Genomic DNA, 25806 nt, shown 5'->3' with positions numbered 1-25806 from the left:
AAGGGGGCGCAAAAGCACCCCTGATCAAATTCAGGTTCGGACTTTCTGTACTGTGGAGGTATCTGTTATGAACAAAACAACAACGGATATCAAGGACGATGTGGTGTGGCACGCAACTGAAGTAACGTCTGACAAGCGTGGACTGCTTTCAGTACATAAGCCTTTGACGATATGGCTCACTGGCCTGAGTGCTTCGGGCAAGTCAACGCTGGCATTCGCTCTGGAAAAAATGCTTGTGGAAAGTGGCGGATCTGCCTTTGTGCTAGATGGCGACAATGTGCGGCATGGACTGTGCAAAGACCTCGGATTCACTGCGCAAGATCGTACTGAAAATATTCGTCGTATTGCTGAGGTGGCAAAACTGATGAACGAGGCCGGGGTGATGGTCATGGTTGCCTGTATCTCCCCCTGCACAGCGGATCGCGATAACGCCAAATCGATAATTGGCGAAGAGCGGTTTCTGGAGGTGTATCTGAATACGCCGTTGAGCGTTTGCGAGCGACTTGATCCGAAGGGACTTTATCGCAAGGCCAGAACGGGTGAAATACCGAATTTCACGGGGGTCAGTGCCCCTTATGAAGTTCCTGTAGCGCCAGCACTTAAACTGGATGCGAGTGAACTGAGCGTGGACGATTGTGTGCAGGCGATTCTTTCCAGAGTCGCCATATAGTGCAAATACGAATGGATACTCGACGAGGTTGCGGTGTTCATCACATTCGTACTGTGCCCAGACCTCTTATGGCTTAAGACGATTTATCGCCAACGCCGGCAGTATTCCATTGAGCGAGTAATCCTGGCAGTTCGCTCAGGCTACGGATTTCGGCATCCGGCAGGCGATCGGCCTCCCAGGCTTTACCCATCGGGTTAAACCAGATCGCCCGCAACCCGGCCTGCTGAGCGCCGGCAATGTCATCGCCCGGATGATCGCCGATATGCACCGCCGCCTCGGCACTCACGCCGCCGCGCTGCAACGCCTCATGAAACAGCCGCGCATCGGGTTTGGCAATGCCGATGTCTTCGGCGCACAGGGCAAACTTGAAAAAATCCGCCAGCCCCAGCCGGCGCACGTCAGCATTGCCGTTGGTGACCACGCCCAACGCGTACTGATTGGCAAGGATTTCCAGCACCGGTTGGACTTCGGGGAACACTTCAATCTGATGCCGAGCGTGCAGAAATACTTCAAATGCCTTGTCCGCCAGCGTCGACGCCTCGCCGTGCGCGTAACCGGATTCTTCCAGCGCATGGAACAGCACGCGCCGACGCAGGGCGCTGATGCGATGTTTCAGCCCAGGCTCGCTGCCCAGCACGCGTTCGCGAATCGCCCACAGATGCTCGACCGGCACCGCGCCCAGATTCGCTGCGTGTTCGGCGAGCCATTCGCGCAGAACGTTTTCGGCGCTGGCGATCACCGGCGCGGTATCCCACAAGGTGTCGTCGAGGTCGAAGGTGATCAACTGAATGCTCATGAATCATCGCCTTTCATGCGTTTGGCCCGAGGGTGGGCACTGTCGTAGACCGCGGCCAGGTGCTGGAAGTCCAGGTGGGTATAGATCTGCGTGGTCTTGATGTCGGAGTGGCCGAGCAGTTCCTGTACGGCGCGCAGGTCCTGCGAGGACTCCAGCAAGTGGCTGGCGAAAGAATGCCGCAACATGTGCGGATGCAGGTTCTGCCCCAGTTCGCGTTCGCCGGCCAGTTTGACGCGGACCTGAATGGCTCGCGGACCGAGGCGCCGGCCTTGCTGGCTGACGAACACAGCATCGTCCGCCGGGTTGGTCATCGCACGCAATGGCAGCCATTGTTCGATCGCTTCGCGGGCTTTTCTGCCCACTGGCAGCAAGCGGGTTTTACTGCCTTTGCCGAGCACCTGAACCATGCCGTCGGCCAGATCGAGTTGATCGAGATTGAGCCCGGTCAGTTCGGAAAGGCGCAGGCCCGAGGAATAAAACAACTCCAGAATCGCCTGATCGCGCCGCGCGAGAAAATCATCTTCGACCGCACCTTCGAGCAGTTGCAGGGCGCGGTCGGTGTCGAGAGTTTTCGGCAACCGACGCTCACCTTTCGGTGGCGCCAGACCCGTGGCCGGGTCGTGATCACACAGGCCTTCACGGTTGAGGTAGTGATAGAGCCCGCGCACGGCCGAAAGCAGGCGGGCGAGGCTGCGCGAGGACTGGCCCTGCGCATGCAGGCGGGCGATCAGGCTGCGCAGGCGCTGGATATCCAGCGCGGCCCAGCTGTCGATGTTCTGTTTGATGCACCAGCCGAGGACTTTATCGAGGTCGCGGCGGTAGGCCGACAGCGTGTGCGGCGACACCTGGCGCTCACTGCGCAGGTGTTCGCAGTAAGCGTCCAGTTGCCGTTCCATGTTCAGCGTACCGAGCGCAGCGAGCTGTTGACCCGTGGCAGCACCCGGCCCATGACTTCGGCGATATAGCTGAGGAACAGCGTGCCGACCGAGCTTTTGTAATGCTGCGGATCACGGCTGGCGATGGCCAGGATGCCGTGGATGCCTTGATGGCTGACCGCGACTACGGCGGTCGAGCCGATCTGCTTGCGCTGTTCTTCCCCAAAGAGAAAATCCAGCTCATGTTCACGCAGACTGCCGCTGACACTTTTGCCTTCGGTGAGCAGGCCGCCGATGGCGACCTGAGCGTCGGCGTGAGTGACCCAGCGACCGACCGGTGCCGGATTGTCGCCGAGCAGAATCAGGCTGACAAACGGCACCTGGAAATCCTGGCGCAGACTGTCTTCAACACTCATCACCACGTCTTCCAGGCTTGAAGCGTCCATCAGAGCGAGGATCAGGCGGCGGGTCTTGTCGAACAGACGATCGTTGTCACGGGCGACGTCCATCAACTGCGAGAGGCGGTGACGCATCTCGATGTTGCGATCGCGCAGGATGGTCATCTGTCGTTCGACCAGCGACACGGTGTCACCGCGACGGTGCGGGATGCGCATGGCCGGCAGCAGTTCTTCGTGCTCGACGAAGAAGTCCGGATGAGCCTCGAGGTAGGCGGCGACTGTTGCCGCTTCCAGATTCGCGGACGCGGATTCGTCGGACTGTCGGGCGGGTACCTGAGGCTTATCGGTCATGGTTTCTGCTCACTCAAAGACGCACTTGTCCTTCATATACACGCACTGCCGGGCCGGTCATCAGCACCGGTTGGCCGGGGCCGGCCCACTCGATGGACAGACGCCCGCCGGGCAGGTCGATCAACAGCGGCGAATCCATCCACCCCTGGCTGATGGCCGCGACGGCCGCCGCGCACGCGCCGGTACCGCAGGCCTGGGTTTCCCCGGCGCCGCGTTCCCATACGCGCAATTGCGCACGGTGGCGGTCGATGACCTGAAGGAAACCGACATTGACCCGCGCCGGAAAGCGCGGATGGTGTTCGATTTTCGGCCCCAGCTGATGCACCGGTGCACTGTTGATGTCTTGCACGCGCAGTACCGCGTGCGGGTTGCCCATCGACACGGCCGCCAGTTCGACGGTGGTGCCGTCGACTTCCAGCTGATAGCTGCTGGCCTGCGCTGGCGCCTCGAACGGAATATCCGCAGGCACCAGGCGTGGCGCGCCCATGTTGACGCCGATCTGGCCGTCGTTACGCACGTCCAGTTCGATGATGCCACCCTTGGTCTCGACGCGGATCTGCCGTTTCGCAGTCAGACGCTTGTCGAGCACGAACCGTGCAAAGCAGCGCGCACCGTTGCCGCACTGCTCGACCTCGGAACCGTCGGAGTTGAAGATCCGGTAACGGAAATCCACGTCCGGGTTGCTCGGGGCTTCGACGATCAGCAACTGGTCGAAGCCGATGCCGGTATGGCGGTCGCCCCATTGCTTGGCGTGTTTGGGCTGAATGTGCGCGTGCTGGCTGACCAGGTCGAGAACCATGAAGTCATTGCCCAGGCCGTGCATTTTGGTAAAACGCAGCAGCATGGGTTACTCCGGCAGCAGGCTTTCGCCGGCAAACAGCTCGGCCACGGTTTCGCGGCGGCGCACTTCAAAAACCTGATCACCGTCTACCAGCACCTCGGCGGCACGGCCGCGGGTGTTGTAGTTGGAGCTCATGACGAAACCATAGGCACCGGCCGAGTGCACCGCCAGCAAGTCGCCTTCGGCCAGCGCCAGCTCACGGTCCTTGGCGAGGAAGTCGCCGGTTTCGCAGATCGGGCCAACGATGTCATAGGTGCGGGCGGCGGTATCACGCGGCTTGACCGCGGTGACGTCCATCCACGCCTGATACAGCGCCGGGCGGATCAGGTCGTTCATCGCCGCGTCGACGATGGCGAAATCCTTGTGTTCGGTGTGCTTGAGGTACTCGACCTGGGTCAGCAGTACGCCGGCGTTGGCGACGATGAAACGGCCCGGCTCGAACACCAGCGCCAGATCGCGGCCTTCGAGGCGTTCGCGGACAGCTTTGACGTAGTCGGCGGCCAGCGGCGGCTCTTCATCGCGATAGCGCACACCCAACCCACCACCGAGATCGATGTGGCGCAGGTGAATGCCGCAATCGCCGAGGCGGTCGACCAGATCCAGCAAACGGTCGAGTGCATCGAGGAACGGCGGCAGCGTGGTCAGTTGCGAGCCGATGTGGCAGTCGACGCCGACCACTTCCAGGTTCGGCAGATGCGCGGCGCGCACGTATACGTCTTCGGCGTCGGCAATGGCGATGCCGAACTTGTTCTCTTTGAGACCGGTGGAAATGTACGGGTGGGTGCCGGCATCCACGTCCGGGTTGACGCGCAGCGACACCGGCGCACGCACGCCCAGCTCGGCGGCGACCACTTGCAGGCGCTCGAGCTCGTCGGCGGATTCGACATTGAAGCAATGCACGCCGACTTCGAGGGCGCGACGCATGTCGTCACGGGTCTTGCCGACGCCGGAGAAAACGATCTTGTCGGCGCTGCCACCAGCGGCCAGTACGCGTTCCAGCTCGCCACGGGAGACGATGTCGAAACCGGCGCCGAGACGGGCCAGGACATTCAATACGCCGAGGTTTGAGTTGGCCTTGACCGCAAAGCAGACCAGGTGCGGCATGCCGGCCAGCGCATCGGCGTAGGCCAGATACTGGGCTTCGATGTGCGCGCGCGAGTAGACATAGGTCGGGGTGCCGAAGCGGTCGGCGATGGCCGACAGCGCCACACCTTCCGCGAACAGCTCACCGCCGCGGTAGTTAAAAGCGTCCATGGCGATCCCTTAGTAAACGTCGTGCTTATGTGCTTTGGACGGCTGCTTTTGCGACGATTGGGCTTGTTCGGCCGGGTCCTGATTGTCATCGGGCAGGTACAGCGGGCCTTTTTGACCGCAGGCCGAAACGAGGCAGGCAACCGCGACGAGCGCAGCAAGGGAAGAGATCAGGCGCTTCATGGCGAAATCCTTGAAAATGCGTTAATTGCGCCGGAGTATACCGGCCACCCGGCAGCTTGCCTATGTAATGGCCCTCCCGTCTGGCGGGGTACCCAAGTCAGCCGCAGCGTCCCTGTGGGAGCGAGCCTGCTCGCGAAGGGGCCGGTAGATTCGACACCTTCAGCGCCTGACACCGCGCTTTCGCGAGCAGGCTCGCTCGCACAGGGAGGCGCTGCAGGCGCTTGGTCGTTATCCTTTGCAATCGGCCGGCAGCGTCCGTATCTTTCGGCGCTTGAGCCTGATCAGACAATTTTTGAGGTTGCCGCAATGAGTTTGTCCGAAGCCCGTTTCCACGATCTGGTCGATGAAACCCAGGAAAAACTGGAAGACATCTTTGATGAAAGCGACCTGGACATCGACCTGGAAAGCTCGGCCGGTGTGCTGACCGTCAAGTTTGAAAACGGCAGCCAACTGATTTTCAGCCGCCAGGAGCCGCTGCGTCAGCTGTGGCTGGCGGCAGTGTCCGGCGGCTTCCACTTCGACTACGACGAAGAAAGCGAGCGCTGGATGTGCGACAAGAGCGAAGAGCAGTTGGGCGAAATGCTCGAGCGCATCGTCAAGCAGCAGGCTGGCGCTGAATTCGATTTCGAAGGTCTGTGATTCGTGACTGATGCAGCGCCTGTTCGACCGCCAAAACCGCTCTACAGCAACGTCAGTCCGGCGGTGCCTTCGCCGTGCACGGGTGTGTGTCGACTGGACGACCATAAAGTCTGTCTCGGCTGCGCGCGCCACGTCGAAGACATTCGCGAATGGCGCTCGGCGGATGACCAGCGGCGCCGGGTGATCGTCGCCCAGGCGTCACAGCGCAAGCAATCCAGTGGGACGTGACTTGTATATTTTTTGAGCTGTGATAGTGTCCGCGAACGCCTCAAACCACCGAGGCCTGGTAAAAACCCCGTCTTTTTTGGCGGGGTTTTGCTTTTTTTGTGCAGAAGAAAGGAGTCTGCCCGGATCATGACCGCACCTTCCATCACCCTTACCCGTCTGGACGTGCAACGTCTGGAGCGCTTGATCGATAGCCTGAGCGAGAAAGACCAGGCTGCGCCGGGCGTGATCGCGCTGCAAACCGAGCTGGATCGCGCCGACACCGTGGTCGGCCACGATGAAGTGCCGGCGGACGTCGTGACCATGAATTCCCGTGTGCATTGCCGCGAAGAAGGCAGTGGCAAGGATTACCACCTGACGCTGGTCTATCCCAAGGATGCCAACGCTCTTGAGGGCAAGATCTCCATTCTCGCGCCGGTCGGCAGCGCGCTGCTGGGCCTGAAGGTCGGGCAGCACATCGACTGGCCGGCACCGGGTGGCAAGACCCTCAAGCTGACCCTGCTCGAAGTCGAGTCGCAGCCGGCCAACGGTGGCGCTTTTCCCGAATAAGCCCCGCGTCAGACCTGTTCAAGCGCCTCGTTCAGAGCGCGCTCCAGGTCAGCTTTGTAACGCAAATACAGATTGCTCGAACTCTGCCCGTCACCGAGCAGGCCCGAAAGGTCGAGATCGGTGATGTAGCAACGGTAGCGCTCGGCTTCGCGGCGCTGCCCGACGATCTCGCGGGCGACCACGCTGAACAACTGGTCGCCATGCTCCAGCTCGCTGAATTCCCGTTGATTGCAATACAAGGTGACCTGCACTTCGCCCGGCGCAGCTTTGCCGACGATCGCCTGCACGTCGTAGAACGGCTTGTTGACCGGCGTCTGCGGCGCGGGCCGCGTTTCGACCCGGCGTGCGCGTGCCGGACCTGAAGGCAACAACTGGTAATACAAAATTTCCAGGCGACTGTCGGAGCCGGCTTCCATCGGCAGCACGGCTTCGCGGCGGAACAGAATCGACTGCAGGAAACGCTGCAACGGTACCAGCAGGCTCTGCTCGTCGTGGTACGGCAGATGTTGCTGCCACAGCGCATTGAACTCATCGAGCACGTACAGCTCGGCGGTGTGTTCGGTGATGCGGTAGAACACCTGAATGCATTCCGGCTGGCCCATCGGCAGGATCAGCGCGAGGTCGTGCTCCTCAAGCGCCATCGGGTCCAGATGCAACGGGCTGTAGCGCGGCTGTTCTTCGCCGAGGTAATCGAGCAGCGCTGGCAATGTTGCGAGGGCGACATGGTTGACCTGGCCCGGCACCAGTTCCAGCACGTGATAGTGCTGCTGCACTTGAATCAGGTAGCGATGGTTCAGTTCGCTGAGCAGCAGGGTCTGCGCGGTGTCGACGATTTCTTCAACGCGACGGGCAATGAACTGCGCGCGGTTGTGGCAGAAGCAGCGCACTTTCAGCGACGGCTGCAACGGCCCACGCGGCAGGTTGTTGAGGTAATCGCGCAGGCAGTCGAGCAGGGCGTGCGGCCCGTCGAAGCGGTTGACCAGCACTTCGTTCCAGCTGTTGAGCGTGACCTGATCCAGCGTCAGCACGAGGTTTTCGCGCACGCCGGCATAGCTCAGCGAGTCGGTGCGCTCGGTGGTCATCAGGATATTCAGATCGCGATGATGTTTGAGCGGATCTATCCCGACGTTGACCAGCATCAGCACCTCGCTCGGCACGGCGGCGCGCAGCAGCGCTTCCTCGGCCACGGTGGGCAAGGGCAGGGCGATGCACTGTTGCAGGCTGCCGAGCAGGTTGAACAACTCGAACTCGCTCAGGTCGCTGCTGCCCGGATGCAGGGCCAGCCGCGTGCTGCTGTCGATCACGCCGTTGCGGTGGCACCAGGTCAGCAGTTCGAGCAGTTCGCGGCTGCGCTTGATCGGCGCGAAGTGTTCCCACTCCAGCGCAGTCAGGCTACCGTTGTACAGGCCCCACTGGGTTTGCCCCGGCTCCTTTTTGTTGCGCGATTGCACCAGGGTCAGGGTGTCTTCGGCCAGATCCGGGGCAATGCCCGGGTTGATGAACTCGACCTTGTCGGCCTTGCGCTCGAACGCCGCGTACAGGCGACGACCAAGAACGTTCAGATCCCGTTTGTTGATCAGGCTGACGGTCTGCTCGGTGCGGGCAAACTGAGTCAGGAAGCGATAGCTGTAGTTCAGCTCATTGACCAGCGCGCGACGTTCGGCGCTGACCTGGCGGACTTTCCACTGGCTGCGGCTGTCGAGCAGAGTCAGTTGCCGCTGATCCCAATGCCACTCGTTGGCCAGTCGCTCGAGCAGCGAGCGTTGCCAGCTCTGGGTGCGGCTGTTGCCGGTGAGCTTGCGGTTGACCTTGAGGTACAGCGCGCGACGCACCAGCTCAAGGCGTTCCGGCTCGTTGCGGGCGATCAGGTATTCCTCGATGCGCCGATACACGACCATGTACGGGTCCAGCTCATCAAGGTCCAGTTGATGGGCGAACACGGCTTTCTTGAAACGCAGACTCAGGCACTGCACTTGCGGGTGTTCGCTGGCATAGACCTCGGTCAACAGCAGCTTGAGCACCGATTTGTACGGCGACTCGATGCCCTTGAACAATTGCCACAACCCGGCACCGATGAACTCCCCCGGCGGGATGGTTGCCATGGGCCCGAGGTCGAGGGTTTCGTCGGCACGAATAAAGCGTTTGGACAGCAGCGTGTGGGTGTAAGCGTCGTAGGCGGACTCTTCATACACCGGCACCAGCCACCAGATCGGCGTGCGCCCGGCCAGCCAGATGGCGGTGCGGTAGAACTCGTCAAGCAACAGAAAGTGCTGTGTGCTGCCGCAGTTTTCCGAACTGAGCTGCGAATCGCGTTCACCTTTGACGAAACGCACCGGGTCGATCAGAAAAAAGTGCGCCTCAGCCCCTTGGCTCGCGGCCCAGGCTTCAAGCAGCTGGCATTTTCGCTGCAGTTCGGCGAGTTCGCTTTCGCTCAGATCCGGCGCGTGGCACACCCACACGTCCATATCGCTCTGATCGGCCTGGGCCAACGTGCCGAGGCTGCCCATCAGAAACAGGCCGTGGATCGGTCGCGGCGGGTTGCTGCCGTGGCGCGGCTTGTAGGAAAACGAGCGGGTCAGGCGCTGGGCTTCGGCGAGGGTGTCGGTGTCCGGCTCGTAATTCGACAGGCCGGCCGGCGTGCTGCCTGAGACATAACCAGGTAACAGCGGGTGATTGACGTGAAAGAACAGCGGCAGCAGCGTCAGCACGCTCTGTTGCCGGGTCGATAGACCTTCGAGGGCGCGGCCGAGGCGGCCTTCATTGAGTTTGAGGAAACGCGCGCGCAGTTGGCTGAGCGTCTTGCGGTCAATGCCCTCGTCCAGGTCGGGGCGGATTTCATGGGTGCGCGTCATGTCAGCTCAAACCGGCTCGCAGGCTCGGACGTAGAGGGTCTCGGAATGGGAGGCAGTTTAGCCGTAGCGCAGCGGGAGTTTCAGCTGAATTTGTTTTTTGACGTCAGGTTTCTATCGCGGAACAAAATGGCTGGCCCGCGGAAATCCCGTGGCAGGAGTTTCCGTGGGCGAAGTCAGGGAATCAGGCGGTTTCCTGCTCTTTCAAAATGGTCAGCACGGTTTGCACGTTTTGCGCGGCATCGCGACCGAGGCTGGTCAGATAGCCGCCATCGGGCTGATCGGTGAGGTCTTTTTCAAACAGGCGCTGGGCAGCGGCGATGTGTTTCGGGGCAGCGGTCTGATGAATTTTCAGACCTTCCTGGGAACTGTCCAGGGGAAAGAGTGCGAGGACTTCCAGTTCGGCAACCAACTCAGGGGTAAGCGACATAAGGACTCCAGACTTTCTAGGAATTGGACGACAGCGCCCCTAAGGTGAACCCGCGGGTGCGGCATGTCCAGTGCTCAGATCAAGGGATTTTGTCTTGAGACGGATTCCAGTGTAGTCGGGGCTCGGCCGCAGGCCGAATAGATGGGTGACAAATTGTGTGGGAGCGAGCCTGCTCGCGAAAGCGGAGTGTCATTCAGCGTTGTTTCGCTGGTGTACCGCTTTCGCGAGCAGGCTCGCTCCCACAGGATACGGTGCTGTTACTGCTTTTCTGGTGGCAGCTCAGGCAATTTACGCAGCGCCGCTTCGTACCATTCGGTATCGAACGCGCGGTCTTCATCCAGCATCGCGTCAATCTCGCAAGCCAGCACATGCGCCATCAGTTCGAGGATCTCTTCGCGCTCGACACCCACCAACGTCAGCTTGTTGAACGTCGCTTTAGCCGCCGGCGGGTTGCCGCTCTCGATCTGGTTTTCGATGGCTTCGATCAGCGTTGCCTCGGTGAATGCTTCTTCGTCGTCATCGTTGACGATATCTGTCGGCTCGCTCATGGCAGGCTCCTCAAGGAAAGGCGCCCAGTTTACCCGCATTCAGCGGCGTGATGCTGCTGGCGGGAATCACCGTGGCGATCTATAAACAGGCACTGCCCACCCCGCACGGCCTGGAGGCTCTGTGATGTTCAAGCTCTACGGTTTCTCTGTCAGCAATTACTACAACATGGTCAAACTGGCGCTGCTGGAAAAAGGCCTGCCTTTCGAAGAAGTGACGTTTTATCCGACGCAAACCGCAGAATCGCTGGCCATCAGCCCGCGCGGCAAGGTGCCGGTGCTCGGCGTCGACGCCGGTTACATCAACGAAACCGCGATCATCCTCGAATACCTCGAGCAGACTCAGAAAGGCACGCCACTGTTGCCGAGCGACCCGTTCGAACGCGCGCAGGTACTGGCGATCGCCAAGGAAATCGAGCTGTACATCGAACTGCCGGGCCGCGCCTGTTACGGCGAAGCGTTTTTCGGCATGCCCCTGCCGGACGCGATCAAGGACAAGACCCGCACTGAGCTGCAGCTGGGTTTTGCCGCGCTGGGCCGGCACGGCAAGTTCGCCCCGTATGTAGCGGGCGACAGTTTGAGCATGGCGGATCTGTATTTCCTCTACAGCGTGCCGCTGGCGTGTGCGGTCGGGCAGAAGCTGTTCGGGATCGATTGGCTGGCAGACATGCCACAGGCGAAGGCGCTGCTGGAGCGGCTTGAGCAAAATCCGCATGTGCAGAAGATTGCCGCGGACAAGGATGCGGCGATGCCGGCGTTTTTGGCGATGATTGCCGCCAAGAAGTGAGATTTTTAGCGCTCTGAGGAAGCCTTCGCGAGCAGGCTCGCTCCCACATTTGGATTTTTGTTGAACACAAAATTTGTGGCCGACAAAAATCCCCTGTGGGAGCGAGCCTGCTCGCGAAGCTTTTGGCTTTTAGCGGCTGGCCAGCAGGGCCTGACCGCGCGCCACCGCTGCCTTGACCTGCGCCGGCGCAGTCCCGCCGATATGGTCACGGGCATTTACCGAGCCTTCCAGGGTCAACACGGCAAACACGTCCTGCTCGATCTGATCGCTGAACTGGCGCAGCTCTTCCAGGCTCATCTCGGCCAGATCCTTGCCGGTATCGACACCATATTTCACCGCGTGGCCAACGATTTCGTGGCAGTCGCGGAACGGCAGGCCACGGCGTACCAGGTAGTCGGCCAGATCGGTCGCGGTGGAGAAGCCACGTAGTGCCGCTTCACGCATGATCGCGTGCTTGGGCTTGATCGCCGGGATCATGTCGGCAAACGCACGCAGCGAATCACGCAGGGTGTCGGCGGCGTCAAACAGCGGTTCCTTGTCTTCCTGATTGTCCTTGTTGTAGGCCAGCGGCTGGCCTTTCATCAGGGTCAGCAGGCCCATCAACGCGCCGAACACACGGCCGGTCTTGCCACGTACCAGTTCCGGCACGTCGGGATTTTTCTTTTGCGGCATGATCGAGCTGCCGGTGCAAAAGCGATCTGGCAGATCGATGAACTGGAACTGCGCGCTGGTCCACAGCACCAGCTCTTCGGAGAAGCGCGACAGGTGCATCATCGCGATGCTCGCGGCCGAGCAGAATTCGATGGCGAAATCGCGATCGGAAACGTTGTCCAGCGAGTTGCCGCCAACGGCGTCGAAGCCCAGCAGTTGTGCGGTGTATTGGCGGTCGATCGGGTACGTGGTGCCAGCCAGCGCGGCGCTGCCCAGCGGCATGCGGTTGGTGCGCTTGCGGCAGTCGACCAGACGCTCGTAATCGCGGCTGAGCATTTCGAACCAGGCGAGCATGTGGTGGCCGAAGGTGACCGGTTGCGCGGTCTGCAGGTGCGTGAAGCCCGGCATGATGCTCGCGGCTTCGCGCTCGGCTTGCTCCAGCAGGCCTTTTTGCAGGCGGGTGATTTCGGCAAGGATCAGATCGATTTCGTCACGCAGCCACAGGCGGATATCGGTGGCGACCTGGTCGTTGCGGCTGCGCCCGGTGTGGAGCTTCTTGCCGGTCACGCCGATGCGATCGGTCAGGCGCGCTTCGATGTTCATGTGCACGTCTTCGAGGTCGACGCGCCAGTCGAACTGGCCGGCCTCGATTTCGCCCTGAATGGTGTTCAGGCCGTCGATGATGCTGTCGCGCTCGGCATCGGTCAGCACGCCGACCTTGGCCAGCATGGTGGCGTGGGCGATCGAGCCCATGATGTCGTGGCGATACAGGCGCTGGTCGAAGGTGACGGAGGCGGTGAAGCGGGCGACGAAGGCGTCGACGGGTTCACTGAAGCGGCCGCCCCAGGACTGATTGGTCTTGTCAGTGCTCATGAATTCGCTCGTATCGGCTTGAAGAAAGAAGGCGTGAAACGCTGGCGCGGATAATAACAGGGTTGCCAATCCTGTCGCTGACACCGGTCGATACGTTTTTTTCGGCGCATGTCGGCCGCGGTTGGCGCTGCCCGCCGGGAATTTGCGCAAGGATATTTTTCGATTGAGCAATATCGCTCCGACGAACGTCTACAGTTGGACGTAAGGGTTGGCGTGGCTTTGTCTCGCGCAAAGGGCAGGGCGCCGACTATAAGAAGAGGGGGTGGGTGGATTGTCCTTCGGCAAACCCCGTGAAAAACGCAAGAAACAGCGGGCTTCGAGCAGTACGACCCGGACACTGGCAAATATTGCTGGCCGACGTACGGCACTTTTTGGCGCTCGGGCTAGTCTTAGCGTGGATCGCGGTGACGGACGTCACTTCACCTGTCTAGCTATCCTTGTGCGAGACTCACGCAGGAATCCAGCGCAATATGAATGTCCTGATCGTTGATGACGAACCACTGGCTCGCGAGCGCCTCAGCCGAATGGTGAGCGAGCTTGAGGGTTATACAGTTCTGGAGCCCAGCGCCACCAATGGCGAGGAGGCGTTGGCACTGATCGACAGCCACAAGCCGGATATCGTCTTGCTCGATATCCGCATGCCGGGCCTCGATGGCCTGCAGGTGGCTGCCCGACTGTGCGAACGCGAAACGCCGCCGGCCGTGGTGTTTTGCACCAGCCCCGATGAATTTGCCGTGGAAGCCCTGCAGGCCAGCGCCGTGGGCTATGTGGTGAAACCCGTGCGAACCGAACATTTGCAGGAAGTCCTGAAGCGGGCTGACCGCCCCAACCGGGCACAACTCTCGTCGCTGACCCGTCCCGCTGCCGAAAGCGGCAACGGCCCACGCAGCCATATCAGCGCCCGCACTCGTAAAGGCATCGAGCTGATCCCGCTGGATCAGGTGGTGTACTTCATAGCCGATCACAAATACGTGACCTTGCGCCACGAGGCCGGCGAGGTGTTGCTGGACGAGCCGCTCAAGGCGCTGGAAGACGAATTCGGCGAGCGCTTCGTGCGGATCCACCGCAACGCGCTGGTCGCCCGCGACCGCATCGAGCGTCTGCAACGCACGCCGCTCGGGCATTTCCAACTGTTTCTCAAAGGCCTCAATGGCGATGCGCTGATCGTCAGCCGTCGCCATGTCGCCGGCGTACGCAAAATGATGCAGGGGCTTTGACCCGGTTACTCCGGGCGGCTGCAGTTTGTTGAAACCGGGCATCACAGGCCAGGGAGGCCGCGTCGTTTCTGATTCAGGTCAAAGTGGATTTGACTGAGCTGTTATTATCCGCCGTATCTATTCAGTACGGATTGATCCATGTCCTCTCGCGAAATCCGCATCGCCACCCGAAAAAGTGCGCTGGCCCTCTGGCAGGCCGAATACGTCAAAGCCCGTCTGGAAGCGGCCCATCCCGGCTTGCAGGTAACGCTGGTGCCCATGGTCAGTCGCGGCGACAAGCTGCTCGACTCGCCACTCTCGAAAATCGGCGGCAAGGGCCTGTTCGTCAAGGAACTGGAAACCGCGCTGCTGGAAAACGAAGCCGACATCGCCGTGCACTCGATGAAAGACGTGCCGATGGACTTCCCCGCGGGCCTCGGTCTGTTCTGCATCTGCGAGCGCGAAGACCCGCGCGACGCCTTCGTTTCCAACACCTATGGGAGTCTCGAAACATTGCCTGCCGGGAGCATCGTCGGCACTTCCAGCCTGCGTCGTCAGGCGCAGTTGCTGACGCGTCGCCCGGACCTGCAGATCCGTTTCCTGCGTGGCAACGTCAATACGCGCCTGGCCAAGCTCGATGCCGGTGAGTACGACGCGATCATCCTCGCGGCGGCCGGTCTGATCCGCCTCGGCTTCGAAGAACGCATCACTTCGGCGATCAGCGTCGATGACAGCCTGCCGGCCGGTGGTCAGGGTGCGGTGGGCATCGAATGCCGCAGCGCCGATACGCACATCCATGCGCTGCTGGCGCCTTTGCATCACGCCGACACCTCGTCGCGCGTCAGCGCCGAACGTGCACTCAACAAACATTTGAATGGCGGCTGCCAGGTGCCGATCGCCTGCTATGCCGTGCTCGAAGGCGAGCAATTGTGGCTGCGCGGTCTGGTCGGTGAGCCAAGCGGGGGTAAGCTGCTCAGCGCTGAAGCCCGTGCGCCACGCGACGATGCCGAAGCGTTGGGTGTGCAGGTCGCCGAAGACTTGCTGCGCCAGGGCGCCGACGACATCCTCAAAGCGGTGTACGGCGAGGCAGGCCACGAGTGACCGGCTGGCGCCTGCTGCTGACACGCCCTGCGGACGACTGCGCGGCGCTGGCCGAGACGTTGGCCGCGCAGGGGATTTTCAGCAGTTGCCTGCCGCTTTTGGAAATAGCTCCGCTGCCGGTGTCTGCCACAATCCGTCAGGCGCTGGAGCGGTTATCCGATTGCAGCGCGGTGATTGTGGTCAGCAAGCCGGCGGCGCGCATTGCTCTGGATCTGCTTGATGCGTACGAGCCGCAGTCGCTGACGATGCCGTGGTTCACTGTCGGCTCGGCGACCGGCGAGATTCTCCGCGAGCATGGCCTGGACGTGCATTTCCCGGAGGCTGGCGATGACAGCGAAGCCTTGCTGCAATTGCCGCGTCTGCGTCAGGTGCTCAGCGAGTCTGGTGCGCGGGTGATGATCCTGCGTGGCGAGGGCGGGCGCGAGTTGCTCGCCGAGCGTCTGCGCGAGTCAGGTGCTAGTGTCGAGTATCTGGAGCTGTATCGACGCGAGCTGCCGAGCTATGCGCCGCAAGTACTGCCACAGCGGATCGAAGCGGAACGCTTGAACGGCCTGGTGGTCAGCAGTGGACAGGGTTTCGAGCACCTGCGCCATATGGCCGGTGCTGCCTGGCCAGGCATCGCGCAGTTGCCGTTGTTTGTACCAAGCCCGAGAGTCGCCGAGCTGGCACGTGCCGCCGGGGCTCAAACAGTTGTGGATTGCCGCGGCGCGAGTGCCGCGGCTTTGCTGACGGCGTTACGGGAACATCCCGTGGCCGTTCTCTGATGCAAAGGATGGATACGTGAGCGAAACAGCCTTGCCTAAAGATGATGTGCAACCTGTGACCGATACCCAGGTTGAAACTCCACCGCCGGCCATAAAGCCGCGCCGAGGCAATGGACTGGCCATCGTCGCCCTGTTGCTTGGCGCCGCCGGTGTCGCGATCGGCGGCTGGGGTGTCTGGCAGGTCCGTCACCTGCAGACCAATACTCAGCAACAGTCCGCTCAGGTGCAGGCGTTGAACGATCAGGCGCAGAGCCTGAAGCTCAACGAGCAGCGCCTGACCGAGCGCCTCGCGCAACTGCCGGGGGCCGACGAACTTGCCGAACGCCAGCGTCTGGTGACGCAGTTGCAGGGCGATCAGCAGCGCCTCAACCAGCGTCTGGAAACCGTGCTGGGCGCCAGCCGCAAGGACTGGCGTCTGGCCGAAGCCGAACATTTGCTGCGTCTGGCCAGCCTGCGCCTGTCAGCCTTGCAGGACATCAGCAGCGCTCAGGCGCTGGTGCAGGGCGCCGACGAAATTCTTCGCGAGCAAAACGACCCGGGTTCGTTCGCCGCGCGCGAGCAAGTGGCGAAAACCCTGGTGGCGCTGCGCAGCACCGAGCAGCCGGACCGCACCGGGTTGTTCCTGCGCCTGGGCGCGCTGCGCGATCAAGTGATCAATCTCACCGAGCTGGCGCCGGAGTACAAGGACCGCGGCGAATCGCTGCTGGGTCTGACCGCCGACGGCGACGGCGCGAGTCGCTGGGCGCAGTGGTGGGACAAGGTGTCGCGCTATATCCGCATCGATTTCAACGCCGACAAGAATGTGAAGCCGTTGCTGGCCGGGCAAAGCCTGAGTCAGGTGCGTCTGGCCCTGAGCCTGGCGCTGGAGCAGGCGCAGTGGGCAGCCCTCAATGGGCAGGCGTCGGTGTATACCCAGGCGCTGGCCGAGGCGCGTGATGTGCTCAAGGGCAATTTCAATCCCGACAATCCGCAAAGCAAGGTGATGCTGGAGCAGGTCGGCGAGCTGAGCAAGGAACCGGTGACGGTCGTGACGCCGGATCTGGCCGGCACCCTCAGCGCGGTGCAGGCCTATCTTGAGCGACGCAACGTCAACGCTGAAGAGTCGGTGAAACCGTTTGCCAAGCCTGCTGCCAACGCTGCGCAGGAGGCCACGCCATGAAACGCCTGTATGTGATCGTGTTTCTGGTGATCGCGGCAACAGCGGCGCTGGGGCTGGCGATTGCCGAGCATTCCGGTTACGTGCTGGTGGCTTACAAGAGCTTGCGCTATGAATCGAGCCTGTGGGCAACGCTGGCGGTCATCGCCGTGTTGTGGCTGATCGTCTGGGGCATCAAGGTGCTGATCGAATTGATCATGACCTCCAGCGGTGTGGTCAATCCATGGTCGCGGCGTAACCGCAGCCGGCGCGTGCAGGTGGCGATCGAACATGGTCAGCTGGATCTGGCCGAAGGCCGCTGGGCCAGCGCGCAGCGGCATCTGTCGCGAGCCGCCGAAGCCGAGCGCCAACCGCTTCTCTACTACCTTGGCGCCGCCCGCGCGGCTAACGAACAAGGTCATTACGAGGAATGCGATCGGTTGCTTGAACGCGCTCTGGAACGTCAGCCGCAGGCGGAACTGGCGATCGCCTTGAGTCACGCGCAATTGCAGACCGACCGTGGCGATACCGACGGCGCCCTGGTGACTTTGCAAGCGATGCACGAGCGGCATCCGCACAATGCGCAAACGCTGCGCCAGTTGCAGCGTTTGTATCAGCAGCGCGGCGAATGGTCGGCGGTGATCCGTCTGCTACCAGAGCTGCGCAAGGACAAGGTCCTACCGCCGGCGGAGCTGGCTGAACTGGAGCGTCGTGCCTGGGGTGAAAACCTGTCGCTGGCCGCGCAGCGCGAAGAAGACGGCAGCGTGGGCCTGCAATCGCTGACTCGCGCCTGGCAGCAACTGACCTCGGCGCAACGGCAAGAGCCTTCGCTGGTGCTGGCGTATGCCGAACAACTGCGCCAGTTGGGCGCTCAGATCGAGGCCGAAGAGGTGCTGCGCACCGCGCTCAAGCGCAAATACGACAGCCATCTTGCCCGCCTCTACGGTTTGGTGCGCGGCAGCGATCCGGCGCGTCAGTTGCAGACCGCCGAAGGCTGGTTGAAGGACCACCCGAACGATCCGAGCCTGCTGCTGACCCTGGGCCGTTTGTGTCTGCAAACCAGTCTGTGGGGCAAGGCGCGGGATTACCTGGAAAGCAGCCTGCGCATGCAGCGCAATCCGGAAACCTGTGCCGAGCTGGCGCGGCTGCTGGCGCAATTGGGTGACACCGAGCGCAGCAATCAGTTGTTTCAGGAAGGCCTTGGTCTTCTGGATGAGCGCTTGCTGGCGGCGCCGTTGCCGGTGTCGACAGCGGTCTGAAATGGGTGAGGGAGGTGTCTCCCTCGCTACCGCTTACTGCTGCAATTCGATCTTCAGTGGGGCTGCGGGGCAAAGTCCTACAGCGCGCTTCATCAATTCCTATTGAACCTGTCGGGTTTTCCCTACACCTCTGGTGAACTGTCCGCAGGGCCCCGCCTTGAAAGGCTGACACGCTTTCCTCTACCGTAACCGCCTGTCTCTACTGTTACGGAATAGCCATGTCGTTGGCCTGCTCACGCTCCTTGTTCTTCATGGCTTTCATTGCGGGGGCCATTGCTCTGGGAGCCTCCTATTATCTTGAATACGCGGTCGGCCTGGCGCCTTGCAGTCTGTGCCTGGTGCAGCGTCTGTTCCTCACGTTGCTCTGCGTTTGCAGTGGTGTGGCCGCAGTGCACGGCCCCAAGCGCGTCGGCCTGGGGTTGTACTGGCTGCTTACCTTGGGCGCGAGTCTGGGTGGCACCACGGCTGCCTGGCGGCAAGTGTTGATCCAGAGCGACCCCGTGCTGCAATTGCACCATTGCACAGCGGCTCCCGAGTCGTTTCTCGGTGGGCTGTCGTGGCTCTGTGCGTTGCAGCAAATGTTTACCGGCGGCGCCGAATGCGCAGAAATATCCTGGACGCTGTTTGATCTGAGCATTCCGGAATGGAGTCTGCTGTTCTTCGTTGCGGTATCGATTCTGGCGGTGTATCAATTGTTGCGGCTGGTCTGGAGTGCTCTGCAACGCCCGCTCAGCGGCGAAGCGTCGCACGCGCTGCTGCTGCGCGATTAAACACTTGTATGAACTTTATCTCCTGCGTACCTTGAAGCCATAAGCGCGCGGGCATAATCTGGCCCGCACGTGTCATTGGAATTATGTTGCTCGATGACGCTCTGCCCGACCGTCCCCCCAATCCAGACCAGAACAGGGATGCGGGTGTAGAGCAGCATGACCCACAAGGGAAGAGAGATCGCCATGCTCGAAAGTTGTCAGAATGCTCAGGAACGCTGGGGTGGAGTTCATCTGCTGATCGACCGCTGGTTGCAGGAGCGTGAAGAACTGATCGGCGCCTATGACAAGCTGGGTGCGCAGCCTGAAGCCCTGTCGGAAAGCCGCAAGCCTTTGCAGGAATTCTGCGGTGTGCTGGTTGATTACGTTTCGGCCGGCCACTTCGAAATCTACGAACAGCTGACCGGCGAAGCCAAAGCGTTCAACGACAAGCGCGGCCTGGAACTCGCCGAGACGATCTATCCGCGCATCGACGTCATTACCGAGAAGCTGCTTGCGTTCAACGATCTGTGTGATGAAGGCAAATGCGTCGCGGAGAAATTCAAGGAGCTGGGCGGTCTGCTGCACGAGCGCTTTGAGCTCGAAGACTGCCTGATCGAAGTGCTGCATACAGCGCACAAAGCTGAGGAGCCGGTTCAGGCCTGATTATTGAAAAGCCTGAGCAAATAAAAGGTGCGCCCGAAAGCGCACCTTTTTTTATACCTGATCAGCTCGTCGCACCGCGCAATTCCACCTCGAACACCAGCGGCGTGAACGGTGCGATCAAGTCGCCGGCGCCGTCAGCGCCATAAGCCTGATCCGATGGAATCACCAATCGCCATTTCGCCCCGACCGGCATGTTTTGCAACGCGGTGCGCCAACCGGCAATCACGCTGTCGAGGTTGAACCATTGCGGCTGAGTGTTCTGATCGAACACGGTGCCGTCCGGTAGCTTGCCGACATACAGCACCTGCACTTTTCCATCGGGACCGGCCTTCGCGCCGTTACCCGGAACAAGTTCAGTCAGCAGGATGCCGTCGGCCAATTCCTTCACGCCGGGTCTGGCTTTTTCAGCCGTCAGAAAACGCTGTTCGTTTTCCATCGCAGCGTCGCTCGAATGCAGCGATGCCTGCTCGGCATTCTTCGATTCGTGGTCAGCCAGAATCTGCTCGATACGCGCTTCACTCAATGCCAGTGGCTTGCCTTGATAAGCCTGTTGCAAGCCTTCGATCAGCGCTTGAATCTGCAACTGCGGAACCTCTTGACGCAGGCGCTCGCCAAGACTCGCCCCAAGGCTGTAAGCCAGATCATGAGCATCATTCGCAGCGTTTTTTTCGTCGGCATGGGCGACAGAAAAAAGCACGCAAAGGGATAATAAAACGTAGCGCGACATGGGCACTCTCCGACCTGAGATGTGCTGGATTATGCCAGCGCAAAGCGCTGCATCGGTTAACTGCTTTGGTTTTCATGCAAGACATTTTCGCTTCGGTGCAACGCAACGGTTTCGATACTGTCAAGATGCCCTAGCGGCGGTATCAGCAGAGGTCTAGTATGAGCCGCACTCACGTCAGCCAGGAGGTAAACCATGTCGGCCACCAAGAAGCCTGTAAATACTCCGTTGCACTTACTCCAACAACTCTCGGGCAGCCTGCTCGAGCATTTGGAAAACGCTTGCTCGCAAGCCTTGGCTGATGCTGAAAAACTGCTCGCCAAACTGGAAAAACAACGCGGCAAGGCGCAGGAAAAACTGCACAAATCGCGCACCAAATTGCAGGACGCAGCAGCGGCCGGCAAAGCCAAGGCACAGACCAAAGCCAAGGGCGCGGTGAAAGAACTGGAAGACCTGCTCGATGCGCTGAAAGATCGTCAGTCCGAGACGCGCAGCTACATTCTGCAGCTCAAGCGCGATGCCCAGGAAAGCCTGAAACTGGCGCAGGGTGTCGGTCGTGTGCAAGAAGCCGTAGGCAAAGTCCTGTCCACCCGCGCAGCCAAACCAGCCGCCACGCCAGCGAAGAAAGTCGCCACCAAACCGGTTGCCAGCAAGACTCCAGCAAAAATCGCAGCGGCTAAACCTGCTGCTAAAACGGCAGCCAAACCTGCTGCCAAGGCTGCGGTGAAAGCTGCGGCCAAACCGGCTGCCAAAACTGCGGCGAAACCTGCGGTGAAAAAACCGGCTGCCGCGAGCGCAGCAAAACCGGCGGCGAAAACCACCGCTGCCAAACCTGCTGCCGCCAAGCCTGTCGCTAAAGCTGCCGCTACCAAGCCGGCTGCGAAACCAGCCGCGAGCAAAGCCGCTCCAGCGAAAACCGCAGCTGCCAAACCGGCTGCTAAACCTGCGACGAAAGCTGCGACGAAACCCGCCGCTAAACCTGCCGCCAAAACCGCAGCTGCCAAGCCAGCCGCAAAACCGGCTGCTGCAAAACCAGCTGCAAAACCAGTTGCAAAAGCTGCCGCCAAGCCAGCTGCAAAACCAGTTGCAAAAGCTGCCGCCAAGCCAGCTGCAAAACCAGCAGTAAAAGCCGCCGCAAAACCGGCAGCCAAGCCAGCCGCCGCTGCTAAACCGGCCACCGCCGCTGCCAAGCCTGCTGCTGCAAAAACTGCTGCCAAGCCCGTTGCAAAGCCTGCCGCAAAACCCGCCGCTGCCAAACCAGCCGCTGCCAAACCAGCCGCTGCCAAACCAGCCGCCGCCAAACCGGCCACCGCTCCAGCGGCCAAGCCTGCCGCGCCAGCCACTCCGGCCACGCCAGCCGCCGCTGCACCTGCCGCTACTACCTCGATCCCGTCGACTGCGCCATCGCCAGCCGCTGCATCGAGTGTCAGCAACAACCCGACCAGCGCTTCCTAAGTGCCGGTTGCCGCGACGCGCAGCACTTGCAGCGCGTCGCGGTTCGGGCTGGCTGCGGCGCCAGCCAATCCTTCAAGCCAGGTGGTCGAACCGGCGGCGTTTCGCGCCCACGCCTGCGCTACACCCTCAAGCCGTGACAGCAATGCTCGCTCAGCCTCGAGCTCAAGTGACTTGATCTGCTCGCGCATCCCTTTCAACACGGCATCGTCGACCGCCCGGGTTTTCCAATGCATCCGCAGTGTTCGCAGCGGCTGCACCACCTCTGCATCCCAAGGCTCGGTCAGCGTCTTCAGCTGGCTCAAGCGTTGTTCGTCACACGCTACCGCGCGTTGTTCCAGCCACACACCACACAGCAACAGGCAGACATTGGCACCCGCTGTTTGCAGTTGCAGGCAGGCATCTTCCACGCCCGCTTGGGCGTAGACGTTCAGGGCAAAGCTCCACAGGTCAGAGGACATCGTGCTACTCGCGCCAGTTGTGAGCGAAGCTGGTAGACTCCGCCGCCATTATGATCCGACTTCAGAACCTGACTTTACAGCGTGGCCCGCAACGTCTGCTAGAAGACGCCGAGCTGACCCTGCACGCCGGCCACAAAGCCGGCCTCATCGGTGCCAACGGCGCCGGCAAATCCAGCCTGTTTGCCTTGCTGCGTGGCGAGTTGCACCCGGATTCGGGCGATTGCCTGCTGCCGGCCGACTGGCGCATCGCGCACATGCGCCAGGAGGTCGATACGCTTGAGCGCCTGGCTGTCGACTATGTGCTCGACGGCGACCTGCGCCTGCGCGAAGTGCAGCGCGAGCTCGCCGCCGCCGAGGAAGCCCACGACGGCACCGCGCTGGCGCGCCTGCACGCCGAGCTCGACAGCGCCGACGGCTACACCGCCGATGCGCGGGCGCGCAAACTGCTCGCCGGTCTCGGGTTCAGCAACGAGCAGATGGATCGTCAGGTCGGCGATTTCTCCGGTGGCTGGCGGATGCGTCTGAACCTGGCGCAGGCCCTGATGTGCCCATCGGACCTGCTGCTGCTCGACGAACCGACCAACCACCTGGACCTCGACGCGATTATCTGGCTCGAAGAATGGCTGAAAAGCTATCCGGGCACCTTGCTGCTGATTTCCCACGACCGCGATTTCCTCGATGAAGTGGTCGATCACGTGGCCCATGTCGACCAGCGCAAGCTGACTCTCTATCGTGGCGGCTATACCGCCTTCGAGCGCGCCCGTGCCGAGCGTCTGGCCCAGCAGCAACAGGCCTACGAGAAGCAGCAGGCGCAGCGTGCGCACATGGAAAGCTACATCGCCCGCTTCAAGGCACAAGCGACCAAGGCTCGTCAGGCGCAGAGCCGGATCAAGGCCCTTGAGCGGATGGAAGAACTGTCGGCGGCGCATGTCGACTCGCCGTTCGATTTCGTATTCCGCGAGTCGAGCAAGATCTCCAGCCCGCTGATCGACCTCTCCGATGCGCGTCTGGGTTATGGCGACAAAACCATTCTGGAGAAGGTCAAGCTGCAACTGACTCCAGGCGCACGCATCGGTCTGCTGGGTCCGAACGGTGCGGGCAAGTCGACGCTGATCAAGAACCTCGCCGGCGAACTCGAACCGCTGGCCGGGCGCCTCACCCGCGGTGAAAACACCGTGGTCGGCTACTTTGCTCAGCATCAGCTCGATTCGCTCGATGCCAAGGCCAGCCCGTTGCTGCACTTGCAGCGTCTGGCACCGACCGAGCGCGAACAGACCCTGCGCGATTTTCTCGGTGGTTTCGACTTCCGCGGTGCGCGCATCGATGAGCCGGTGCTGAATTTTTCCGGCGGTGAAAAAGCCCGTCTGGCGTTGGCACTGATCGCCTGGGAACGGCCGAACCTGTTGCTGCTCGACGAACCGACCAACCACCTCGATCTGGAAATGCGCCTGGCGCTGACCATGGCCCTGCAGGAATTCAGCGGCGCGGTACTGGTGGTGTCTCACGATCGGCATTTGCTCAAGAGCACCACCGACAACTTTTACCTGGTCGCTGACGGCAAGGTCGAAGAGTTCGATGGCGATCTCGAAGACTACGCGCGCTGGCTGGTCGAGTATCGCCAACGCAACGCGCCGGTGAGCAACACCCCGGTGAACCCGGACAAGACCGACAAGAAGGCTCAGCGTCAAGCGGCTGCGGCGCTGCGTCAGCAGCTGGCCCCGCACAAGCGTGAGGCCGACAAGCTCGAGGCCGAGCTGGGCAAGCTGCACGAAAAGCTCGCCAGAGTCGACGCGAGTCTCGGCGACAGTGATATCTACGAGCCGGCGCGCAAGAACGAACTGCGCGATCTGCTCGCCGAGCAGGCCAAATTGAAAGTTCGCGAAGCCGAGCTTGAAGAAGCCTGGATGGAAGCGCTGGAGACTCTGGAAAGCATGCAGGCGGAGCTGGAGGCGCTGTCCTGATGGAGGCGTTCAAACTGCCGCTGCCGGCCATGTGGATCGAGCCGATCTGGCTCGGCGTGCAGATTCTGCTGATCCTGCTCGCCGGCTATCTGACCCAGCGCGTGGTCGCCAGGGGCCTGACCCGTCTGGGTGAGCGCTATCCGTTCCCGCCGCAACTGCTGATGCCGCTGCGCGGTGTGTTGCGCTGGCTGATCATGGGCAGCGCGGTGATCTTCGTGCTGGAACGGCTCGGGGTTTCGGCGACGGTGCTGTGGACCGCACTCTCCGGGTTCGTCGCGGTGGCGGCGGTGGCGTTCTTCGCCATGTGGAGCGTGTTGTCGAACCTGCTCTGCGCAATCCTGATCTTTACCGTCGGGCCGTTCCGCCTCGGCGATGTCGTCGAGCTGGTCGACACCACTGACAAACCGGGGGTCAAAGGCCGGGTGGTGGCGATCAATCTGCTCTACACCACCTTGATCGAGGCCGAAGAACTCGGCACCGGCAGCGCCATGGTCCAGGTGCCCAACAGCCTGTTCTTCCAACGCTCGGTGCGGCGCTGGCGCGGGACGGATGTGTTTCCGTCGAGCGGGTTCGAAAAGTAATTTTTGCGGCGCCTGTTCCGACGCTTTCGCGAGCAGGCTCGCTCCCACATTGGAATGCGTTCTCCCTGTGGGAGCGAGCCTGCTCGCGAAGGGGCCGTCAGCCGCACCTGCAACATTCAGCAAGAAATCGGTAGTCATCCACACGAAGCCGCATTAGCTTAGGCATTTGTCACAAGCATCAGTCGAGGTGTGCGATGGAGCTTCAAACATGGCTGGCGTTTTTCGCCGCCTGCTGGGTGATCAGTCTGTCGCCGGGTGCCGGCGCCATCGCGTCGATGTCCAGCGGTCTGCAATACGGTTTCTGGCGCGGTTACTGGAACGCCCTCGGCCTGCAGATCGGTCTGGCCGTACAGATTGCGATTGTCGGCGCCGGGGTCGGCGCGATCCTCACGGCTTCCGCCACGGCGTTCCATGCGATCAAATGGTTCGGCGTGGCCTATCTGGTTTATCTGGCGATCAAACAGTGGCGTGCGCTGCCCATGGACATGAGCGATGACGCCGCAGTGCGGCCGATCGGCAAGCCGCTGGCGCTGGTGTTCCGCGGGTTTCTGGTGAACATCAGCAATCCCAAGGCGCTGGTGTTCATGCTCGCGGTGCTGCCGCAGTTCATCAACCCGCATGCGCCGTTGTTGATTCAATATCTGGTGATCGGGGTGACGATGATCCTCGTTGATCTGATCGTCATGGCGGGCTACACCGGCCTGGCTTCGAAAGTGCTGCGTTTGCTGCGCACGCCGAAGCAGCAGCGCCGCATGAACCGCACGTTTGCCGGGCTGTTCATCGGTGCGGCGGCGTTCATGGCGACGTTGCGCAAAGCGGCGGTGTAAACCGCGCAGGTACAAAATAG

The 25806-nt window shown here is 61.4% G+C and carries 28 protein-coding genes; 16 read left to right on the top strand and 12 right to left on the bottom strand.

Annotated elements, in window-relative coordinates:
- Positions 1-67: 67 nt before the first annotated feature.
- Complete coding sequence (gene cysC / locus ACGSLL_RS07230) at positions 68-670, top strand: adenylyl-sulfate kinase (RefSeq protein ID WP_394504463.1); 603 nt, start codon at positions 68-70, stop codon at positions 668-670.
- Between the two features lie 73 nt (positions 671-743).
- Here cysC and ACGSLL_RS07225 read toward each other — a convergent pair whose 3' ends face one another.
- Genes ACGSLL_RS07225 through lptM form a run of 6 tightly spaced genes read right to left on the bottom strand, consistent with a single transcriptional unit; the run spans position 744 to position 5365 of the window.
- On the bottom strand, positions 744-1466 hold the full coding sequence (locus ACGSLL_RS07225; RefSeq protein ID WP_394504461.1) for an HAD family hydrolase: 723 nt from the start codon (positions 1464-1466) through the stop codon (positions 744-746).
- Entirely contained in the window at positions 1463-2362 is a 900-nt protein-coding gene (gene xerC, locus ACGSLL_RS07220) for a tyrosine recombinase XerC (protein WP_394504459.1), read from the bottom strand. The genes ACGSLL_RS07225 and xerC overlap by 4 nt, the downstream gene beginning before the upstream one ends.
- A 2-nt stretch (positions 2363-2364) precedes the next feature.
- Positions 2365-3090 carry a DUF484 family protein gene (locus ACGSLL_RS07215; RefSeq protein ID WP_394504457.1) on the bottom strand — a complete coding sequence of 242 codons (726 nt, stop codon included), beginning with the start codon at positions 3088-3090 and terminating at the stop codon, positions 2365-2367.
- A 13-nt stretch (positions 3091-3103) separates the two neighbouring features.
- The gene (gene dapF, locus ACGSLL_RS07210) at positions 3104-3934 is read right to left on the bottom strand and encodes a diaminopimelate epimerase (protein ID WP_394504454.1); all 831 of its coding nucleotides are present in this window, start codon (positions 3932-3934) and stop codon (positions 3104-3106) included.
- Positions 3935-3937: 3 nt separating this feature from the next.
- On the bottom strand, positions 3938-5185 hold the full coding sequence (gene lysA, locus ACGSLL_RS07205) for a diaminopimelate decarboxylase (RefSeq protein ID WP_394504452.1): 1248 nt from the start codon (positions 5183-5185) through the stop codon (positions 3938-3940).
- Positions 5186-5194: 9 nt separating this feature from the next.
- Positions 5195-5365 carry an LPS translocon maturation chaperone LptM gene (gene lptM, locus ACGSLL_RS07200; RefSeq protein ID WP_090287444.1) on the bottom strand — a complete coding sequence of 57 codons (171 nt, stop codon included), beginning with the start codon at positions 5363-5365 and terminating at the stop codon, positions 5195-5197.
- A gap of 306 nt (positions 5366-5671) precedes the next feature.
- On the opposite strand from lptM, the gene cyaY reads away from it, so the two are divergent.
- The 3 genes from cyaY (at position 5672) to rnk (ending at position 6778) form a co-directional block, all read left to right on the top strand.
- Positions 5672-6004 (top strand): iron donor protein CyaY, encoded by a 333-nt coding sequence (cyaY, locus tag ACGSLL_RS07195; protein WP_077575013.1) that lies wholly within the window; start codon positions 5672-5674, stop codon positions 6002-6004.
- Between the two features lie 3 nt (positions 6005-6007).
- Positions 6008-6232, top strand: coding sequence for a DUF1289 domain-containing protein (locus ACGSLL_RS07190; RefSeq protein WP_394504449.1), 225 nt, complete (start codon positions 6008-6010; stop codon positions 6230-6232).
- Between the two features lie 126 nt (positions 6233-6358).
- Positions 6359-6778 (top strand): nucleoside diphosphate kinase regulator, encoded by a 420-nt coding sequence (rnk, locus tag ACGSLL_RS07185; RefSeq protein WP_394504447.1) that lies wholly within the window; start codon positions 6359-6361, stop codon positions 6776-6778.
- A gap of 8 nt (positions 6779-6786) precedes the next feature.
- On the opposite strand, the gene ACGSLL_RS07180 is transcribed toward rnk, so the two are convergent.
- The 3 genes from ACGSLL_RS07180 to ACGSLL_RS07170 form a co-directional block, all read right to left on the bottom strand.
- Positions 6787-9630 carry a class I adenylate cyclase gene (locus ACGSLL_RS07180; RefSeq protein WP_394504445.1) on the bottom strand — a complete coding sequence of 948 codons (2844 nt, stop codon included), beginning with the start codon at positions 9628-9630 and terminating at the stop codon, positions 6787-6789.
- Between the two features lie 181 nt (positions 9631-9811).
- Complete coding sequence (locus ACGSLL_RS07175; protein ID WP_101161561.1) at positions 9812-10057, bottom strand: TIGR02647 family protein; 246 nt, start codon at positions 10055-10057, stop codon at positions 9812-9814.
- Positions 10058-10314: 257 nt separating this feature from the next.
- Positions 10315-10605: a hypothetical protein gene (locus ACGSLL_RS07170; RefSeq protein WP_258451189.1), complete on the bottom strand. Its 291-nt coding sequence runs from the start codon at positions 10603-10605 to the stop codon at positions 10315-10317.
- A gap of 124 nt (positions 10606-10729) precedes the next feature.
- On the opposite strand from ACGSLL_RS07170, the gene ACGSLL_RS07165 reads away from it, so the two are divergent.
- Complete coding sequence (locus tag ACGSLL_RS07165) at positions 10730-11389, top strand: glutathione S-transferase family protein (RefSeq protein WP_394504442.1); 660 nt, start codon at positions 10730-10732, stop codon at positions 11387-11389.
- 129 nt (positions 11390-11518) lie between these two features.
- On the opposite strand, the gene argH is transcribed toward ACGSLL_RS07165, so the two are convergent.
- Positions 11519-12913, bottom strand: a complete 1395-nt coding sequence (argH, locus tag ACGSLL_RS07160) for an argininosuccinate lyase (protein WP_394504440.1) — start codon at positions 12911-12913, stop codon at positions 11519-11521.
- 470 nt (positions 12914-13383) lie between these two features.
- Between argH and ACGSLL_RS07155 the strand changes: the two genes are divergently transcribed.
- The 7 genes from ACGSLL_RS07155 (at position 13384) to rsd (ending at position 19780) form a co-directional block, all read left to right on the top strand.
- Entirely contained in the window at positions 13384-14130 is a 747-nt protein-coding gene (locus ACGSLL_RS07155; RefSeq protein ID WP_394504438.1) for a LytR/AlgR family response regulator transcription factor, read from the top strand.
- A gap of 138 nt (positions 14131-14268) precedes the next feature.
- Complete coding sequence (hemC, locus tag ACGSLL_RS07150; RefSeq protein ID WP_394504436.1) at positions 14269-15210, top strand: hydroxymethylbilane synthase; 942 nt, start codon at positions 14269-14271, stop codon at positions 15208-15210.
- Positions 15207-15974 (top strand): uroporphyrinogen-III synthase, encoded by a 768-nt coding sequence (locus tag ACGSLL_RS07145; protein ID WP_394504434.1) that lies wholly within the window; start codon positions 15207-15209, stop codon positions 15972-15974. The genes hemC and ACGSLL_RS07145 overlap by 4 nt, the downstream gene beginning before the upstream one ends.
- A gap of 16 nt (positions 15975-15990) precedes the next feature.
- On the top strand, positions 15991-17133 hold the full coding sequence (locus ACGSLL_RS07140; RefSeq protein WP_394504432.1) for a uroporphyrinogen-III C-methyltransferase: 1143 nt from the start codon (positions 15991-15993) through the stop codon (positions 17131-17133).
- Positions 17130-18368, top strand: a complete 1239-nt coding sequence (locus ACGSLL_RS07135; RefSeq protein WP_394504430.1) for a heme biosynthesis protein HemY — start codon at positions 17130-17132, stop codon at positions 18366-18368. Before ACGSLL_RS07140 ends, ACGSLL_RS07135 begins: the two co-directional genes overlap by 4 nt.
- 218 nt (positions 18369-18586) lie before the next feature.
- A complete protein-coding gene (locus ACGSLL_RS07130) occupies positions 18587-19138 on the top strand; it encodes a disulfide bond formation protein B (RefSeq protein ID WP_394504428.1) in 552 nt (183 codons plus the stop codon).
- 183 nt (positions 19139-19321) lie between these two features.
- On the top strand, positions 19322-19780 hold the full coding sequence (gene rsd, locus ACGSLL_RS07125) for a sigma D regulator (RefSeq protein WP_394504426.1): 459 nt from the start codon (positions 19322-19324) through the stop codon (positions 19778-19780).
- Between the two features lie 61 nt (positions 19781-19841).
- Here the strand turns inward: rsd and ACGSLL_RS07120 are convergent, their stop codons facing one another.
- Positions 19842-20507: an FKBP-type peptidyl-prolyl cis-trans isomerase gene (locus ACGSLL_RS07120; RefSeq protein WP_394504424.1), complete on the bottom strand. Its 666-nt coding sequence runs from the start codon at positions 20505-20507 to the stop codon at positions 19842-19844.
- 192 nt (positions 20508-20699) lie between these two features.
- On the opposite strand from ACGSLL_RS07120, the gene ACGSLL_RS07115 reads away from it, so the two are divergent.
- Positions 20700-21959 carry an AlgP family protein gene (locus ACGSLL_RS07115; RefSeq protein ID WP_394504422.1) on the top strand — a complete coding sequence of 420 codons (1260 nt, stop codon included), beginning with the start codon at positions 20700-20702 and terminating at the stop codon, positions 21957-21959.
- Here ACGSLL_RS07115 and ACGSLL_RS07110 read toward each other — a convergent pair.
- Positions 21956-22417, bottom strand: coding sequence for a TIGR02444 family protein (locus ACGSLL_RS07110; RefSeq protein WP_394504420.1), 462 nt, complete (start codon positions 22415-22417; stop codon positions 21956-21958). The genes ACGSLL_RS07115 and ACGSLL_RS07110 overlap by 4 nt on opposite strands.
- A gap of 50 nt (positions 22418-22467) precedes the next feature.
- On the opposite strand from ACGSLL_RS07110, the gene ACGSLL_RS07105 reads away from it, so the two are divergent.
- The 3 genes from ACGSLL_RS07105 (at position 22468) to rhtB (ending at position 25786) form a co-directional block, all read left to right on the top strand.
- Entirely contained in the window at positions 22468-24378 is a 1911-nt protein-coding gene (locus ACGSLL_RS07105) for an ATP-binding cassette domain-containing protein (RefSeq protein ID WP_394504418.1), read from the top strand.
- The gene (locus ACGSLL_RS07100; RefSeq protein WP_093097147.1) at positions 24378-24959 is read left to right on the top strand and encodes a mechanosensitive ion channel family protein; all 582 of its coding nucleotides are present in this window, start codon (positions 24378-24380) and stop codon (positions 24957-24959) included. The genes ACGSLL_RS07105 and ACGSLL_RS07100 overlap by 1 nt, the downstream gene beginning before the upstream one ends.
- A 194-nt stretch (positions 24960-25153) precedes the next feature.
- Positions 25154-25786, top strand: a complete 633-nt coding sequence (gene rhtB / locus ACGSLL_RS07095) for a homoserine/homoserine lactone efflux protein (protein ID WP_394504415.1) — start codon at positions 25154-25156, stop codon at positions 25784-25786.
- The last annotated feature ends 20 nt before the right edge of the window (positions 25787-25806 follow it).

It is taken from the genome of Pseudomonas retamae (genome assembly GCF_043496865.1).
In the GTDB taxonomy this organism is placed as follows: Bacteria; Pseudomonadota; Gammaproteobacteria; order Pseudomonadales; family Pseudomonadaceae; genus Aquipseudomonas; species Aquipseudomonas retamae.
This window is presented reverse-complemented; position numbering and strand designations above follow the sequence as displayed.